Here is a 16,133-nt window from a genome sequence, read left to right on the forward strand (position 1 = left end):
TTATCGTTTTTCGGGGGGTGTCCCCGCCCCGCCACCTCCGCCCCACCGGCCCGCGCGCCCCGGTGGGACTAAACCAAGCCAGGCCGGTGAAAGACGCGGTTCACGTGAGTGAACCGTCCGCTGCTCCAGCCGGCTCAGTGGATGATCCCCGTGCGCAGCGCCACGGCCACCATGCCGGCCCGGTCGCCCGTGCCCAGCTTGCGGGCGATACGGGCGAGGTGGCTCTTGACGGTCAGGGCGGACAGGCCCATGGAGACGCCGATCGCCTTGTTCGACTGGCCCTCCGCGACCAGCCGCAGCACCTCGACCTCGCGGCCGGACAGCTCGCGGTAGCCGCCCGGGTGGCTCGGGGCACCCGGGGGGCGGCGGTGCATCCGGGCGGCGCCGAGGGGAGCGGCGCCGGGCCGGGAGGGCAGGCCGAGGTTGGTGCGGGTGCCGGTGACGACGTACCCCTTGACCCCGCCCGCCAGCGCGTTGCGCACCGCCCCGATGTCGTCGGCCGCGGACAGCGCCAGCCCGTTGGGCCAGCCCGCGGCGCGGGTCTCGGACAGCAGGGTCAGGCCGGAGCCGTCGGGCAGGTGGACGTCGGCGACACAGATGTCGCGCGGGTTGCCGATGCGGGGACGAGCCTCCGCGATGGACGAGGCTTCGATGACATCGCGCACGCCGAGCGCCCACAGATGGCGGGTGACGGTGGAACGGACGCGCGGGTCGGCCACGACCACCATGGCGGTCGGCTTGTTCGGGCGGTAGGCGACCAGGCTTGCGGGCTGCTCGAGGAGAACGGACACCAGGCCTCCTGGGTGGGGGGACGGGGCCGGCTTGTGGGGAAGAAGCCGGGACGAACCGTGCTTTCAAGGTCACAGTCGTCTTCGGCAGCAAACTCGTCCGCCTTTAGAGAATGATCACGATCTAGTGAGTAACAATCTGTGCAATTCGGACGCGCGATCGATCATCGGAAGATCGAGTCGGTTCAAGCCGATGCGATTCGGGGACGGAAAGTGGCCGTATCGACAAAGAGATGGTCAATAAGGCGCCCGTGCGGATGAAACCCCGGTCCGACCGGTTCGCTCACCGTGACTGCGGGCCCCTGCGCTGTGGCAGCGTCACCACCGAGGCGTCGCCCGGACCGGCCGGCGGCAGCCCCGCGACCTGGGCCAGCAGATCGCACCAGGAGGCCAGATGGGAGGCCGTGTCCGGCACCCCGCCGAGCCCTTCGCGGGGCGTCCAGGACGCCCGGATCTCGATCTGCGAGGCCGCCGGACGCTCGGCCAGCCCGCCGAAGTAGTGCGAGCTCGCGCGCGTGATCGTCCCGCTCGGCTCGCCGTAACCGAGCCCCCGCGCCTGCAGCGCCCCGGTCAGCCACGACCAGCACACCTCGGGCAGCAGCGGATCGGCGGCCATCTCCGCCTCCAGCTCCGCGCGCACCAGCGTCACCAGGCGGAAGGTCCCGCGCCAGGCGTCGTGCCCCGCCGGGTCGTGCAGCAGCACCAGCCGTCCGTCGGCCAGCTCCTGCTCGCCGTCGATCACCACGGCCTCCAGCGCGTAGGCGTACGGGGCGAGCCGCTGCGGGGCGGGCGTGGGTTCCACCTCGACCTGCGGCCGCAGCCGGCTGCTGCGCAGGGCGTCGACCGCGGCCCGGAAAACCGGCGGGTCCGGAGTACCGGAACGCCGGTCCGCCTCCTCGGTGTCCTTCACGTCGTCCAATCCGTCAGCGCTGTCCGACATTCGTCCGTGAGCCGCAGCCATGCGGGGAAGAGTAAGGGGAACCGCGGCTTTGTGCAGGGCAAGACACAGCAGGTGGCCGCGGGCAGTCGTGCCGTGCACCGGCGACCCTGACACCGGGCGGGGGCCCGATCCCGCGGCATGCGAAACTTGCCCCGTGACCGCCAACACCAGCATGCAGCCGACAGCGACGTACGACAGCGCCTTCCTCAAGGCGTGCAGGCGCGAACCCGTGCCGCACACCCCGGTGTGGTTCATGCGCCAGGCCGGCCGCTCCCTGCCCGAGTACCTCAAGGTGCGCGAGGGCATCCCCATGCTCGAGTCCTGCACGCGGCCCGAACTGGTCACCGAGATCACGCTGCAGCCGGTGCGCCGGCACCACGTGGACGCGGCGATCTACTACAGCGACATCGTCGTCCCGCTGAAGGCGATCGGCCTCGGCCTCGACATCAAGCCGGGCGTCGGCCCGGTCGTCGACGACCCCATCCGCACCCGCGCCGACCTGGCCCGGCTGCGCGACCTCACCCCCGAGGACGTCCCCTACGTCGCCGAGGCGATCGGCCTGCTCACCAAGGAGCTGGGCGCGACCCCGCTGATCGGTTTCGCCGGCGCGCCTTTCACCCTCGCGAGCTACCTGGTCGAGGGCGGTCCCTCGCGCACGTTCGAGAACGCCAAGGCGATGATGTACGGCGACCCCGAGCTCTGGGCCGACCTGCTGGACCGCCTGGCCGACATCACGGCCACCTTCCTCAAGGTGCAGATCGAGGCCGGCGCGAGCGCGGTCCAGCTCTTCGACTCCTGGGTCGGCGCCCTCGCCCCGGCGGACTACCGGCGCTCGGTCATGCCCGCCTCCGCGAAGGTCTTCGAGGCCGTCTCCGGCTACGGCGTCCCGCGCATCCACTTCGGTGTCGGCTCCGGTGAGCTGCTGAAGCTCATGGGCGAGGCCGGCGCGGACGTCGTCGGTGTCGACTGGCGCGTCCCGCTGGACGAGGCGCAGCGCCGCGTCGGCCCCGGCAAGGCGCTCCAGGGCAACCTCGACCCGACGGTCCTGTTCACCGACAAGGACACCGTGGAGACCAAGGCCCGCGAGGTGCTGGACGCGGCCGCCGGTCTTGAGGGCCATGTCTTCAACCTGGGCCACGGCGTCATGCCGAACACCGACCCGGACGCGCTGACCCGGCTCGTGGACTACGTCCACACCGCGACCGCGCGCTGACTCACCACGTGTAACGGGGCCGCGCCCGCCTGCCGAACAGCAGGCCGCGCGTCTCCGGAGGGGGCGGCGTGCCGGGCTTGAGCGGCCAGGCGAGCAGCATGCCGGCCAGGAAGCCGACCACGTGCGCCGCGTACGCCACGGTTCCGGCGCCGGTGACCGCGTGCCCGGACGAGTACACCGCCTGCAGCGCGAACCAGAAGCCCAGCACCAGCCAGGCGGGCAGCCGGAGCGGCAGGAAGACCAGGAACGGCACGAGGACCCACACCCGTGCCCTCGGCCACAGCACGATATAGGCGCCGAGCACGCCCGCGATCGCGCCGGACGCGCCGATCAGCGGGTCGCCCGAGGTGTCGTTGAGCAGCGCGAAACCGTATCCCGCCGCGTAACCGCAGACGACGTAGAAGAGGAAGAAGCGGATGTGGCCCATCCGGTCCTCGACGTTGTTGCCGAAGATCAGCAGGAAGAGCATGTTTCCGAGCAGGTGCAGCCAGCTGCCGTGCAGGAACATCGCCGTGAAGACCGACAGCGGCGGCGACTTGTGGTAGTGCGGCGGTCCCACGACACAGCCCGGGCCTTGCGGGCCCACGCCGACGCCGCCCGTCGGGACCAGGCCGGGTATCCGGTGGTGGATCAGCTCTCTGGGGACCGCCGCGTAGTGGTCCATGAAGGCCTGCAGATGGCACAACTGCGCCAGGTCGCTGCCGCCGGCCACGGAACCGGCTATGCCGGGCGTGCTGACGAACACCAGGACGTTCGCTGCGATGAGGGCGTACGTCACCCAGGGGGTGCGGCGCACCGGGTTCACGTCATGGACGGGGATGACCACACAGAAGTACTGCCCGGGATCCGGCGGGCGAACCGGTGAACGGCGCCGGGCGGATGTCCGTATCTGTTCTCAACCGACGTGAGGACAGGCGATGACGAACGCTCCGCAGGTTTCGGCGATGCATGCTCTGCCCGATGGAGAGGCCGAGCTGTCTCTGGTGGTACGACTCCCCTGGGAGGATGTCGCACGGCTCGGCCAGGAGGCCGGTCGGCTCGCCTCGCAGATGCAGCGGCCGGTGACCCTGGACGAGGCGGTGAGCTACCGGCTCCGGTCCGCCCGGCCGACCGCCACACACGCGAAGCCCGCCGCGGAGCAGCCGACGGCGGCCGTGTCCGCGCTGCCGCGCATCAGCGGAACGGCCTAGGAAGCGCGTACCCTCGCCACCGCCTTTCTCGCCGCCACCAGCACCGGGTCCCACACCGGGGAGAAGGGCGGGGCGTAACCCAGGTCCAGGGCCGTCATCTGTTCCACCGTCATCCGCGCGGTCAGCGCCACCGCGGCGATGTCGACCCGTTTCGCCGCACCCTCCCTGCCGACGATCTGGACGCCGAGCAGCCGGCCCGTGCGGCGTTCGGCGAGCATCTTGACCGTCATCGGGGAGGCGCCCGGGTAGTAACCGGCGCGGCTGGTCGACTCGATGGTGACCGTCTCGTACCGCAGGCCCACCCGGTCGGCGTCCTTCTCGCGCAGACCGGTGCGGGCGATCTCCAGGTCGCAGACCTTGCTGACCGCCGTGCCGACCACGCCCGGGAAGGTGGCGTAACCGCCGCCGGCGTTGGTGCCGATGACCTGGCCGTGCTTGTTGGCGTGGGTGCCGAGCGGGGCGTACTGGTCCTGGCCGGAGACCAGGTTCAGCACCTCCACGCAGTCGCCGCCCGCCCAGATGTTCCCGTGGCCGCGTACCCGCATCGCGAGGTCGGTGAGCAGGCCCCCGTGGGCGCCGAGGGGGAGGCCCGCGCCCTTGGCGAGGGCGGTCTCCGGACGGACACCGATGCCGAGGACCACCACGTCCGCAGGGAACTCGGCGTCCTCCGTGACCACCGCGCGGGCCCGGCCGTCCTCTCCGGTGAGGATCTTGGTGACCTCGGCGTCGTTCACCATCGTGATGCCGAGGCCCTCCATGGCCCGGTGCACCAGGCGGCCCATGTCGGCGTCGAGCGTCGACATGGGCTCCTTGCCGCGGTTGACGACCGTCACCTCGAAGCCCCGGTTGATCAGCGCCTCCGCCATCTCCACGCCGATGTAGCCGGCGCCGACGACGACCGCCCTGCGGCCACGCGTGCGTGCCAGCGTGTCCAGCAGGGCCTGGCCGTCGTCCAAGGTCTGCACGCCGTGCACCCCGGGGGCGTCCGCGCCGGGCAGGCCGGGGCGGACCGGTCGCGCGCCGGTCGCGATGACGAGTTTGTCGTACGACGTCCAGGACTCGGCGCCGGAATCGACGTCACGCGCGCGTACCCGCTGTCCGGCCACGTCGATCTCCATGACCTCGGTGCGCAGCCGCAGATCGATGGCGCGCGCCCGGTGCTCCTCGGGCGTGCGGGCGATCAGGTCGTCGCGTTCGGGGACGTCGCCGCCCACCCAGTACGGGATGCCGCACGCCGAGAAGGAGGTGAAGTGGCCGCGTTCGAAGGCCACGATCTCCAGTTCGTCGGGCCCCTTCAGCCGGCGTGCCTGTGACGCCGCGGACATGCCCGCGGCGTCGCCGCCGATCACGACCAGTCGTTCCGTCCCGCCCCGCCCGTCGCTCATGCTCATGGGAACACGCTACGGGGCGTGGGCATTTCAGTCCCGGTCCGGCCGTTCCCCGGCAGGTTCCGGCGCCGGGCGGGCCGACGGCAGCGGGCCCAGCGCGGTCATCGCGGGCGCGGACTCCCGCCGGCGCGGCAGCCGGGGCCGTACGACCCGCAGCCACAGCAGCGTCAGCAGCGCCGCGCACGCCGCGAACGGCAGGGCGGCGCCGAGCGCGAGGACGATCCAGCGCACCATGGTCACGAACACGCGCCAGCCGCCGGACAGGGCGTCCACCACGCCGGGGGAGCCGTCACCGGCCGCCTTCTTCGCCGGCGTCCCGGACAGCGACAGCGTGATGGTGGCGAGGCTCGTGCGGTCCTTCAGCGATGCCTGCCGGGCCAGCAGCGCCTCCAGGTCGGCCTGACGGCTGCTCAACTCTCCCTCCAGGGAGACGACATCGCTCAGCTTGGTCGCCCGGGCCATCAGCGTGCGGATCCGGTCGACGCTGGCCCGCTGCGACCTGACGCGGCTGCCGACGTCCACCACCTGGTCGGTGGCGTTCTCCGCCTGGGCCGTGCGGCTGATCAGCCGGCCCGCTCCCTGGAGCCCGGCGAGCACCTCGTCGTACTTCGCGCCGGGTACGCGCAGCACGACCCGGGTGTGCTCCTGGCCGTCGGCGTCCCGGCTGGTGCTCTCCTTGCCGACGTAGCCGCCCGCGTCCTCGGCGGTGGCACGGGCCCGGTCCAGGGCCGTGGGCACGTCCTTCACCCGGAGGGTGAGGGACGCGGTGCGGATGATCGCGTTCTGGGTGAGCCGCGGTGTCCTGGGTGCCGCCGGCCCGGCACTGTCGGCCGTGCCCGGTCCGGCGTCGGCGCCGTTCGCCGCGGACTTCGCCGAGGCACCGCCGCCCGAGTGGTCCGCGGCGCCGCATCCGGCGAGGGCGAGGGAGGCGGCGAGCAGGATCCCCGCCAGGGCCCTGGCGGGGCATGCGGGTCGTGCGGAACGTGATGTGCGCATTTGCGCTACCCCCGAGGGCTCGGCTGCCGGTGACGTCCCTACGACGCCCGGACGTGCCGGAACGTTCGGCCGACGGCCCCCGGTGCGCAGGACCTCCGGCCCTGGCGGGAGTGTCAGTGGCGTCTGAGAGAGTGGGGGACATGAACGCAACGGGTGCACGCACGGGGCATGTCGTCGTCATCGGAGCCGGTATCGCCGGGCTGGCCGCCGCCCACCGGCTGCTCGGGCGGGGCGCGCGCGTGACCGTGCTGGAGGCCGCCGGCCGGGTCGGAGGCAAACTGCTGCCCGGCGAGATCGCGGGCGTGCGGGTCGACCTGGGCGCCGAGTCGATGCTCGCCCGCCGCCCCGAGGCCGTGACCCTCGCCCGCGAGGCCGGCCTGACCGAGCGGCTCCAGCCGCCGGCCACCGCGACCGCCTCGATCTGGACCCGCGGTGCCCTGCGCCCCATGCCCAAGGGCCATGTGATGGGCGTCCCCGGCGCCGCCGCCGCGCTCTCCGGCGTGCTCTCCGAGGAGGGCCTGGCCCGCATCGAGCGCGACGCCGACCTGCCGCGCACCGAGATCGGCGACGACGTGGCCGTCGGGGAGTACGTGGCCGCGCGCCTCGGCCGCGAGGTCGTCGACCGCCTGGTCGAGCCCCTGCTCGGCGGGGTGTACGCGGGCGACGCGTACCGCATCTCGATGCGCTCGGCCGTCCCGCAGCTCTTCCAGGCCGCCCGCACCCACACCTCCCTCACCGAGGGCGTCCGCGAGATCCAGGCCAAGGCGTCCGCGAACCAGCAGACCGGGCCGGTCTTCATGGGCATCGAGGGCGGCGTGGGCACCCTGCCGCTCGCGGTCGCGGAGTCGGTGCGCGCGCGTGGCGGAGAGATTCTGACCGGCACGCCGGTGCGGGAACTGCGCCGGGGCGGCACGGCGGAGCCGAGCACCGCGCGCGCGTCCGAGGGCCCGCACGCGCCATGGCGCGTCGTCGCCGGGGACCGCGTGCTGCACGCGGACGCGGTCGTCCTCGCCGTCCCGGCCGGTGCGGCCGCCGGCCTCCTGCGCGCCGAGGCCCCCGCCGCCGCGGCCGAGCTCGCCGCCGTCGAGTACGCCTCGATGGCGCTGGTCACCCTCGCCTACCGGCGCGCGGACCTGAACCTGCCGGAAGGCAGCGGTTTCCTCGTGCCCCCCGTCGACGGCCGCACCATCAAGGCCTCGACCTTCGCCTCCCAGAAGTGGGGGTGGATCGCGGAGGAGGACCCGGACGTGCTCGTGCTGCGCACCTCCGTGGGCCGCCACGGCGAGACGGAGATCCTCCAGCGGGACGACGCCGCCCTGGTCGAGGTCTCCCGGCACGACCTGCGCGAGGCCACCGGCCTGGACGCCGTGCCCCTCGAGACCCGGGTCACCCGCTGGACCGACGGCCTGCCGCAGTACCCGGTCGGGCATCACGCGCGCGTGGCCCGCATCCGCGAGCACGTCGCCAAGCTGCCGGGCCTCGCGGTGTGCGGCGCGCAGTACGACGGCGTCGGCATCCCGGCGTGCATCGCGAGCGCGTACGCGGCCGTCGACCAGCTCGACGGCGACCTGAGCGGAATCCGGGAGCTTACGGCCAACCCGGTGCAGAGCCTCCACGGCGGAGCGGGAGAATAGGAACCATGAGTGACGACGCCCCCACCACCGAGTCCGGCAGGATCCCGAACAAGGGCAAGCTGGCCAAGGACCTCAACGAGGTCATCCGCTACACCCTCTGGTCGGTCTTCAAGCTCAAGGACGTACTGCCGGAGGACCGCGCGGGTTACGCCGACGAGGTCCAGGAGCTGTTCGACCAGCTCGCCGCCAAGGACGTGACGATCCGCGGCACCTACGACCTCTCCGGCCTGCGCGCCGACGCCGACCTCATGATCTGGTGGCACGCCGAGACCAGCGACCAGCTGCAGGAGGCGTACAACCTCTTCCGCCGCACCAAGCTGGGCCGCGCCCTCACGCCGGTGTGGTCGAACATGGCGCTGCACCGCCCGGCGGAGTTCAACCGCTCGCACATCCCGGCGTTCCTCGCCGACGAGACCCCCCGCAACTACGTCAGCGTCTACCCGTTCGTGCGCTCCTACGACTGGTATCTGCTGCCCGACGAGGACCGCCGCCGCATGCTCGCCGACCACGGCAAGATGGCCCGCGGCTACCCGGACGTGCGCGCCAACACGGTCGCCTCGTTCTCCCTCGGCGACTACGAGTGGATCCTCGCCTTCGAGGCCGACGACCTGCACCGCATCGTCGACCTCATGCGCCACCTGCGCGGCTCCGAGGCCCGCATGCACGTCCGCGAGGAGATCCCGTTCTTCACGGGCCGCCGCAAGGACATCGGCGACCTGGTGGCGGGCCTGGCCTGAAGCGCCCCGCAAGGGGCGCGACGTCATGGCGTGGCACCCCAATGGCGTGGCGCCCCGGTCGGGGCACTCAGCGCCGGCCGCTCTTCACAGAGCCTCGCGGGGACTCCTTCGTCGGCCCGACCGCCGGAGGCAACCGGTGCGGCGCGCACGACGCGCGCCGCCCGGCAACACGGCCCTCCAGCAAGTACGCGTCGAGGTGACCGTTGACGCACTGGTTGGGCCCGCCCCCGATGCCGTGCGTCCCCGCGTCCCGCTCGGTCACCAGCACCGAGCCGGCCAGCCGCCGGTTCATCTCCAGCGCCCCCGGGTACGGCGTCGCCGCGTCCCGCTCGGCCGCAAGGATCAGGACCGGCGGCAGTTCGCCCCGCCCCGTCCGCACGTCCAGGGGCCGCTGCCGGGGCGCCGGCCAGTAGGCGCAGGGCAGGTTCATCCACGCGTTGTCCCAGGTCTCGAACGGCGCCACCCGGGCGAGCCGGGTGTTGTCCCGGTCCCACACCTTCCAGTCCGTCGGCCAGGGCGCGTCGTTGCACTCCACCGCCGTGTAGACCGCGTTGATGTTCTCCGCCTCCGCGGCCCCCGCCGCGCTCGGCGCGGCCAGCCGGACCAGCGGCTTCGCGTCGCCGTGCAGATAGGCCGACAGCGCCTCGGCGCGGCTGGGCCAGTACGTGTCGTTGTACCCGGCCTGCAGGAACGCGCCCTGCAACTGGCCGGGACCGACCTTCCCGCCGGCCGCCTTCCCGGCCAGCCGCTCGCGCGCGCTGTCGTAGCTGCGCTGCACCTTCCCGGGGGTGTCACCGAGCTTGTAGACGTCGTCGTGGCGGGCGATCCAGTCCCGGAAGTCCGCCCAGCGCTCCTCGAACGCCGCCGACTGGTCGAGGTTGTTCCGGTACCAGATCTTCTCCGGGGCGGGGTCCACCGCCGAGTCCAGCACCATGCGCCGTACGTGCGAGGGGAACATCGCCGCGTACAGCGCGCCGAAGTAGGTGCCGTACGACGCTCCCATGAACGTCAGCCGGTCCTCGCCCAGCGCGGCCCGCAGCACGTCCAGGTCCCGGGAGTTGTTCAGCGAGGTGTAGTAGCGCAGCTTGCCGCCGGAGCGCCGGGCGCAGCCGCGGGCGTACGCCTTGGCCTGGGCGATGCGCTGCCGTTTGTACGCCTCCGACGGGTGCGCCGGTGACGCGGTGGGCCCCTTGACGAAGCTCTTGGGGTCCTCGCAGGACAGCGGCGCGGAGCGGCCCACGCCGCGTGGGGAGTAGCCGACCAGGTCGTAGGCGGCGGCGATCCGCTGCCACTGCGGGACCGCGCCGACCAGTGGGAACAACATGCTGGACCCGCCCGGGCCGCCCGGGTTGTAGACGAGGGCGCCCTGCCGGGGGACCTTCCGCTTGCTGTTGTGCGGGTCCTTGTGCGTCGCCGTGATCCGGCTGACGGTCAGCTTGATCTGTGTGCCGTCCGGGTGGGCGTAGTCGAGGGGGACGGTCACCGTGCCGCACCGCATGCTGCTCGGTGCCTTCGGCACGTCGGCCGGGGAACACGCGCCGAAGTCGATGCCCGCCGCCCGGGCGCGGGCCACGGCCACCTCGGTGCCGCGCAGCTCGGCCGTGCCGGAGGCAGCGGGCGCGCCGGCCGCCCCGCCCGCCGGTGCGGCGGCCAGGGTGGTCAGAAGCAAGGACCCGGCGGCCGAGTACAGAGCGGCAGCTCTCATCGCGTATCCCTTCGGTGCGGAGGCGGCGATGGCATGGCTGCCATGGCCCGGCGACAACAGAAGGGATATTTCGTTCGGCTCTCTGCGAAGGCAAGCACCACCCGGCCGGTGTCGGCGCCAATGCCCCCTATGCGCCCCTCGAAGAGGCCCTCACTCCCGCCAGGGCTGGTCGCGGTGGGTGAAGGCGGCGCGCAGCTGCGGCTCGCCGATCGCCCGGATCCCGCGTACGGCGACCGAGGTGAGAAACGACCGCTCGTCGGCCGCGGGCCTGCGCACCAGCGCGCCGAGCAGCCGCTGCCCGGCCGGGGAGGCCCAGCGCGAGTAGGGATGCACCTCGAACCGGGCGATGGCGAGGCAGCTCAGGCACAGCGTGAGGGGCAGGGCGAACCACACTCCGACCAGCAGCCGCGGCGTACCGGTCTGGATGGGCAGCAGCAGCGCGGTCACCGCCAGCACCGCCACCGTCAGCGCGGCGGCGCGCACCTGGCGGACGGCGGCGCCCACGGTCGTACCCGCGCCGTCGGGAACGGCGAGGCCGGCGCGCTCCAGCCGGTCGGCCAGGCGCCGTACCGCGTCGGCGCCGGCCGCCCGAGCCCGCGCGGGTGCGATGCGCGACTGCCCCTCCGGACCTATCGCCCCTATGACGGACCGCTCCATCTCGTCGCGCCCCTCGGGGTCCACGACCGTGGCCCAGCCGGTGTGCGCGAGCAGCAGGCGCCGCTGGCGGGCCATGGAGACCATCGTCACATCGGCGACCCGGGCCGGGCCGCCGGAGAGGAAGGCCGCCTCGTACAGCGTCAGATGGTGCTCCCGGTCCGCCGTCGCGGCATCCGCGTCCAGGGCTGCCGCGCGGACGGCCGCCACGCAGAGCCGGGTGCACGCCGTACCGGCGAAAGCCCAGGCCAGAAGCAGGAGAAGGACCCAGAACATGACGTGTTTCTATGCCAGAGGCCTGGGTGAACGCCATGCCCTGTTCATCATCCGGACACAGTGTTAGCGGTCTGTGACGTTCCGTTTGCCGCCCAGGTCAGGAGCTGCTTGCCGGCGGCGGCGGGCTGGTGGTGGCGGGCGGCAGGGAGTACGACTCGGCCGGCGACGGGGCGACCGGCACGGCGGCACTCGGGTCGACGGCCGCAGGGGTCGGTACGGGGGTGGGCGAGGAGGCCAGCTCCCGCGCGAGCGTGCCGAAGTCGACGTACCCGGTCGCCTCCACCACCTTGATGTGATCCAGGAAGGTCGCGTTCGCGTCGTCGGCGAGATCGCGGACCAGGGAGTTCTGGGTGCCGGCCCGGACCTGGGCGACCAGCGTGAAGATCCGGCCGTGGGCGAGGCGCACGATGCCGGCGAACCGGCGGTCGAAGTCCTGCCCCTGCGCCGTCTTCAGGGTGTCGAGCCACTGCTGCTGCTGTTCGTCCGGCTCGTTGGGCAGGGGGATGCCGAGCTGGCCGGCGACGGTGCGGACATGGGCGTCCAGCGAGGTGAGCCCGTCGACCAGGTGCCGGCCCGCCGTGCGGACGGCCTCCGTGGTCCCCGTGCGCTCCGCCAGCTCGCCGGCGGGCAGCTGCCACAGCCCCGCCAGCCGGACCCTGGTGATGAAGTCCCGGTCCTGTGCGGACAGGGGGCCGTAGGGGGTCGTCACGGTCTGGGCGCTCAGGACGGTCGCACCGGCCGCCGGGCCCGGGCGGTCGGCGTAGAACCAGAGCGGGCACAGCAGCGCCGCCGCGGTCGCCGCGAGGGCCGCGATGACGAGGCCTGTGCCACTGAATATGCCTCGGCCCTTGATCGGGGGTCGGGGTCGCATGACGCCTCCTGTAGCGCACCGCACGCGACTGTGCATGGGTGGTGGGTGCGGGCGGCATATTACTCGGCCGCGTTCGGTGGCTGCGGGGCTCGGGCGGGTAACGCATGGACGCCCCGGGGTGCGGTGCGTGGGCGGCTGCGGGTGCGATGTGGCTGGTCGCGCGCATGCGCGGAGCCGCACATCGCTACCACCCCGCGCCCCTGTGAGCGGCCGACCCCCGCTCGGTCATGACCCCGGGCGACCCGTCACGCCCCCCGGAGCAGTACCTTCCGCGCCGCCCGAGCCAGCCTCCCGCCTCCGGACCTCGGGCTCGGGCCCGCCCGGTCCAGCCACCACTCCCGGAGCCGCCGCCGGGCATCCGCGTCCTCCGGGCGCCCGGACCCGAGCAGGTGCCCGGCGAAGTCCAGGGCGTCCCGGCGGTAGCCCCCCGTCATCGGCCGCACCCGGGCGTACTCCAGGAACGCCGCCCGGTACCCGTCGCCGAGAATGACCGGCAGCTCCGGCGCCACCTTCGCGACCACCTCCGCCCTCTTCGAGGCGAGGGCCCGCGCCTGCACCCCCATCCGCACCCGGTCGAACCCCTCGGGCACCGGCGTTCCGGCCACCAGTGCGGACAGTACGGCGGCCTGGGCGACAGCGAGCCGCTCCCGCGCACGGACCGTCGGCCGCGCCAGGACGGCGACACCCCCGCCTGCCGCGCAACCGCACGCATGAGCCGCCGTACCGCTGTCGGCCCGGTTGCGCCCCGCCGTCACCGCGTCCCGGATCACCGTCAACTCCCGCTCCAGTTCGGCCGGTTCGGGGAAGTTCTCGTCCCGCTCCAGGAGGACTCCGGGCGGTGCGGTGCGGGAGGCGAGGTCGGTCAGGATGTCGAGCACCGGGCGCGGCACGGGGTGGGCGTGGCTGTCGTGCCAGACGCCGTCCCGCTCGAAGCCGCCCGCGACATGGACGTAGGCGATCGCCTCCACGGGCAGCGCGACCAGCGCCTCGGCCGGGTCCTCGCCCCGGTTGACGTGGTTGGTGTGCAGGTTGGCCACGTCGATCAGCAGCCGTACGCCGGTGCGCTCGACCAGCTCGGACAGGAACTGTCCCTCGGTCAGCTCCTCGCCCGGCCAGGAGAACAGCGCGGCGATGTTCTCCAGGGCCAGCGGCACGGGAAGGGCGTCCTGCGCGATGCGCACGTTCTCGCAGAGCACGTCCAGGGCGTCCCTGGTGCGCGGCACCGGCAGCAGGTGCCCGGCCTCCAGACACGGGGAGGCGGTGAGCGGGCCGCCCGCGCGGACGAACGCGATGTGCTCGGTGACCAGGGGCGAGCCGAGGGCCTCCGCCCGCTCGGCGAGCGCCGTCAGCCTTGACTCCTCGGGGCGGTCGGCGCCGCCGAGGCCGAGGGAGACGCCGTGCGGGATCACGGTCACGCCGCGCTCGCGCAGCCGCAGCAGCGACTCGGGAAGGTGGCCGGGGCAGACGTTCTCCGCCACGACCTCCACCCAGTCGACGCCCGGCATGCGCTCCACGGCGTCCGCGATCTCCGGCCGCCAGCCGATCCCGGTGCCCAGTCGCCGCATGGCTCCTCCCCTCCTTCGAATGGAGGGGGTATGGCCCGGGCGGCCGGACCCGAACCGCCTTGCCGGCGTGTTCAGAGCAACATTTGAGCTTCAGCCCCGGACCGGCCACCGCTCCGGAGCGCGCCCCAGCAGACGCAGCGCCTCCTCCAGCGGGCCGGCGCCCTCGGATGCCTCCAGCGCCGGGGCGAAGGCGAAGCCCGGGCCGCGCCGGGAGGGGTCGGTCGGCACCCGACGGGCCACGGCGAGCGCGGCGGCGAGCACATGCTCGGGGAGTTGCACGGTGATGCCGAGGGCGGCGGCTGCGTCCCAGGCGTGGACGACGTAGTCGATGAAGTGGAAGCTGACCGCCCGGTCGCCCGGGAAGTCACCGCTCAGCTCCGGCAGCGCGAACTCCCGTTGCGTGACGCCCGGTTCGGCGAAGGCCGCGAGGACCGTGGCCGCGGCCGACCGATGTACCCGCGCGGGCTCGCCCCTGTCCTCCGGCTCCCGCCAGTGCTCCGCCTCCCGCCCCCTTCCGCGCGCCGCGGCGGCGAACCCGAGGTGCTGTGCGGTCATGTGCGCGACGAGCTGCCGCAGGGTCCAGCCCGCGCAGGGGGTGTCCCGGGCCCAGTCCGCGTCCGTGGCCAGGTCCACCACGCGCACCGCCTCCTGGACGGCGATCCGGTCGAGTTCGACGAAGTCCGCTCCGGTCAGAGTCATGAGTCGAGCATAAAACAAAGCGAACGGACGTGCTTATTCTTTTTCACGGCCATGCCGACCCCCAACTGGGCGAAATATCAGGAGAATTGGGGGAACGGGACACCGTCAGCGGCCGCACCGCGCAGCCGCTCCGCGATGGCCACCCGTGCCCTGCCGTACGCGCTCTCCTCGTCGTGCAGCACCGACAGGGCGTTCGCCGTCTCCAGCAACGCGACGAGCTCGAAGGCGAGTTGCCCGACATCGGTGCCGGCGCGCAGCTCACCCGCCGTACGGGCCTCCTCGATGGTGCGCTCGACATGCGCCGACCAGTCGCGCTGCGCACGGACCACGGCGTCGTGCACGGGCCCCGTCCGCGCGTCGAACTCGGCCATGGCGCCGTAGAAGAAGCAGCCGCCCGGGAACACCCGGCTGCGCGAGTACTCCAGCCACAGCTCGCACAGCCGCCACACCCGGCCGAGGCCGGGCGGGGTCTCGGCGGCGGGCCGGAGCACCCGCTCGGTGTAGATCCGCGCCGCCTCCCGCACGGTGGCCAGCTGCAGTTCCTGTTTGGAGCCGAACAGCGCGAACACCCCGCTCTTGCTCAGCTCCAGCTCGGCGGCGAGACGGCCGACGGTGAGCGCCTCCAGGCCCTCGACCGAGGCGATGTCCACCGTGCGGCGCAGCACCAGCCGGCGGGTGCGGTTGCCCCGCTCGACCCGTCCGTCGACCCGCGTCATCGGCCCCTCCTAGCGCAGCGCCGGGTGGTCGGCGACGACCGTGCAGCTGCCCGGCGCGATCTCCGTGAAGCCGGCGTCCCGGACCAGCGGCAGCCCGCTGCGGGTCAGCCGTGCCCAGTCGGCGGGGCCGGCCGTACGGACGGCCAGTGCGAAGCCCGCGTCCCGCCAGGCGGCGCGCTCCGCGCCGGACAGCGCCCACCAGGCCAGCTGTGCACCGTGCCCCGCCTGCGCCATCGCCTTCCCGGCCGACATCTCCAGCTCGGGGTTCAGCCACAGCACCGGCTGGGCCGGGTCGGCGGCGGCGGGCGGCTCCGGGTCGTCCAGGTCGGTGCCGGACACCTGGAGCTTGGCCAGGTCCTTGGGCCAGCCGTCGAGCGGGACCGGCGGGAACACCCGTACCTCCGCGGACTTGCCGGTCACCGTGATCCCGGGCAGCGCCTCGGTCCGCCGCCACTCGGCGCCCCGGGCCCGCCGCACGACCTTGCGGATCCGCGCGTCCTCCCAGCTCCGCACCGCCTCGGCCCACGCGCCGTCCCCGTGCGCCCGCTCGTCCCCGAGCAGCGCCAGCACCGCCCGCGCGGCCGTCTCCAGAGCGTCGGTACGCGCCGGCGGCGCGCTCTTCTCGATCCGCACGACGAGGGGCAGCACGAACTGGGGGGCTTCGTCGCGCGGATTGCGCTCGGAGGTGAAGGGACTGTCTCCGGGCGAGGCTGAAACATGGGTCACACCAGCCAACCTTAAGGGGCGCGCAGAACTGCGCG

At 73.2% G+C, this 16,133-nt stretch carries 16 protein-coding genes; 4 read left to right on the forward strand and 12 right to left on the reverse strand.

The features are described from left to right. Positions 1 to 134 precede the first annotated feature (134 nt). Together ACWDEN_RS34545 and ACWDEN_RS34550 are read right to left on the reverse strand one after the other, a co-directional pair. Positions 135 to 791 (reverse strand): response regulator transcription factor, encoded by a 657-nt coding sequence (locus ACWDEN_RS34545; RefSeq protein WP_351613144.1) that lies wholly within the window; start codon positions 789 to 791, stop codon positions 135 to 137. A 280-nt stretch (positions 792 to 1,071) separates the two neighbouring features. Beyond that, positions 1,072 to 1,749, reverse strand: a complete 678-nt coding sequence (locus tag ACWDEN_RS34550; RefSeq protein WP_351613146.1) for a DUF3000 domain-containing protein — start codon at positions 1,747 to 1,749, stop codon at positions 1,072 to 1,074. A gap of 151 nt (positions 1,750 to 1,900) precedes the next feature. On the opposite strand from ACWDEN_RS34550, the gene hemE reads away from it, so the two are divergent. After that, entirely contained in the window at positions 1,901 to 2,941 is a 1,041-nt protein-coding gene (gene hemE / locus ACWDEN_RS34555) for a uroporphyrinogen decarboxylase (protein WP_450861911.1), read from the forward strand. 1 nt (position 2,942) lies between these two features. Here hemE and ACWDEN_RS34560 read toward each other — a convergent pair whose 3' ends face one another. Further along, the gene (locus ACWDEN_RS34560) at positions 2,943 to 3,767 is read right to left on the reverse strand and encodes a rhomboid family intramembrane serine protease (RefSeq protein ID WP_351613151.1); all 825 of its coding nucleotides are present in this window, start codon (positions 3,765 to 3,767) and stop codon (positions 2,943 to 2,945) included. 91 nt (positions 3,768 to 3,858) lie between these two features. On the opposite strand from ACWDEN_RS34560, the gene ACWDEN_RS34565 reads away from it, so the two are divergent. Beyond that, positions 3,859 to 4,131: a hypothetical protein gene (locus ACWDEN_RS34565; protein WP_351613154.1), complete on the forward strand. Its 273-nt coding sequence runs from the start codon at positions 3,859 to 3,861 to the stop codon at positions 4,129 to 4,131. On the opposite strand, the gene ACWDEN_RS34570 is transcribed toward ACWDEN_RS34565, so the two are convergent. Both ACWDEN_RS34570 and ACWDEN_RS34575 read right to left on the reverse strand, forming a co-directional pair. Further along, the gene (locus ACWDEN_RS34570; protein ID WP_450861807.1) at positions 4,128 to 5,522 is read right to left on the reverse strand and encodes an FAD-dependent oxidoreductase; all 1,395 of its coding nucleotides are present in this window, start codon (positions 5,520 to 5,522) and stop codon (positions 4,128 to 4,130) included. The two genes, ACWDEN_RS34565 and ACWDEN_RS34570, sit on opposite strands and share 4 nt — an antisense overlap. Positions 5,523 to 5,549: 27 nt before the next feature. After that, on the reverse strand, positions 5,550 to 6,515 hold the full coding sequence (locus tag ACWDEN_RS34575; RefSeq protein ID WP_450861809.1) for a DUF4349 domain-containing protein: 966 nt from the start codon (positions 6,513 to 6,515) through the stop codon (positions 5,550 to 5,552). Positions 6,516 to 6,655: 140 nt separating this feature from the next. Here ACWDEN_RS34575 and hemG point away from each other — a divergent pair, with 140 nt between their 5' ends. Beyond that, positions 6,656 to 8,149: a protoporphyrinogen oxidase gene (hemG, locus tag ACWDEN_RS34580; RefSeq protein WP_450861811.1), complete on the forward strand. Its 1,494-nt coding sequence runs from the start codon at positions 6,656 to 6,658 to the stop codon at positions 8,147 to 8,149. 5 nt (positions 8,150 to 8,154) lie between these two features. Further along, on the forward strand, positions 8,155 to 8,886 hold the full coding sequence (gene hemQ / locus ACWDEN_RS34585; RefSeq protein WP_351613166.1) for a hydrogen peroxide-dependent heme synthase: 732 nt from the start codon (positions 8,155 to 8,157) through the stop codon (positions 8,884 to 8,886). 67 nt (positions 8,887 to 8,953) lie between these two features. Here hemQ and ACWDEN_RS34590 read toward each other — a convergent pair whose 3' ends face one another. From ACWDEN_RS34590 to ACWDEN_RS34620, 7 genes are all read right to left on the reverse strand, one after another. Further along, positions 8,954 to 10,591, reverse strand: a complete 1,638-nt coding sequence (locus ACWDEN_RS34590; RefSeq protein WP_351613169.1) for an alpha/beta hydrolase — start codon at positions 10,589 to 10,591, stop codon at positions 8,954 to 8,956. Positions 10,592 to 10,741: 150 nt separating this feature from the next. Further along, complete coding sequence (locus tag ACWDEN_RS34595) at positions 10,742 to 11,521, reverse strand: TIGR04222 domain-containing membrane protein (RefSeq protein WP_351613172.1); 780 nt, start codon at positions 11,519 to 11,521, stop codon at positions 10,742 to 10,744. Positions 11,522 to 11,618: 97 nt separating this feature from the next. Beyond that, the gene (locus ACWDEN_RS34600) at positions 11,619 to 12,392 is read right to left on the reverse strand and encodes a DUF4142 domain-containing protein (protein ID WP_351613174.1); all 774 of its coding nucleotides are present in this window, start codon (positions 12,390 to 12,392) and stop codon (positions 11,619 to 11,621) included. A gap of 245 nt (positions 12,393 to 12,637) precedes the next feature. Beyond that, a complete protein-coding gene (locus ACWDEN_RS34605) occupies positions 12,638 to 13,957 on the reverse strand; it encodes a DUF692 domain-containing protein (protein WP_351613177.1) in 1,320 nt (439 codons plus the stop codon). Between the two features lie 90 nt (positions 13,958 to 14,047). After that, entirely contained in the window at positions 14,048 to 14,656 is a 609-nt protein-coding gene (locus ACWDEN_RS34610; protein ID WP_450861814.1) for a TIGR03086 family metal-binding protein, read from the reverse strand. A gap of 77 nt (positions 14,657 to 14,733) precedes the next feature. Continuing rightward, a complete protein-coding gene (locus tag ACWDEN_RS34615) occupies positions 14,734 to 15,372 on the reverse strand; it encodes a TetR/AcrR family transcriptional regulator (RefSeq protein ID WP_450861816.1) in 639 nt (212 codons plus the stop codon). A 9-nt stretch (positions 15,373 to 15,381) separates the two neighbouring features. Beyond that, the gene (locus ACWDEN_RS34620) at positions 15,382 to 16,098 is read right to left on the reverse strand and encodes an aminoacyl-tRNA hydrolase (protein WP_351613186.1); all 717 of its coding nucleotides are present in this window, start codon (positions 16,096 to 16,098) and stop codon (positions 15,382 to 15,384) included. Positions 16,099 to 16,133 lie beyond the last annotated feature (35 nt).

The organism is Streptomyces sp. NPDC001153, from assembly GCF_053598315.1.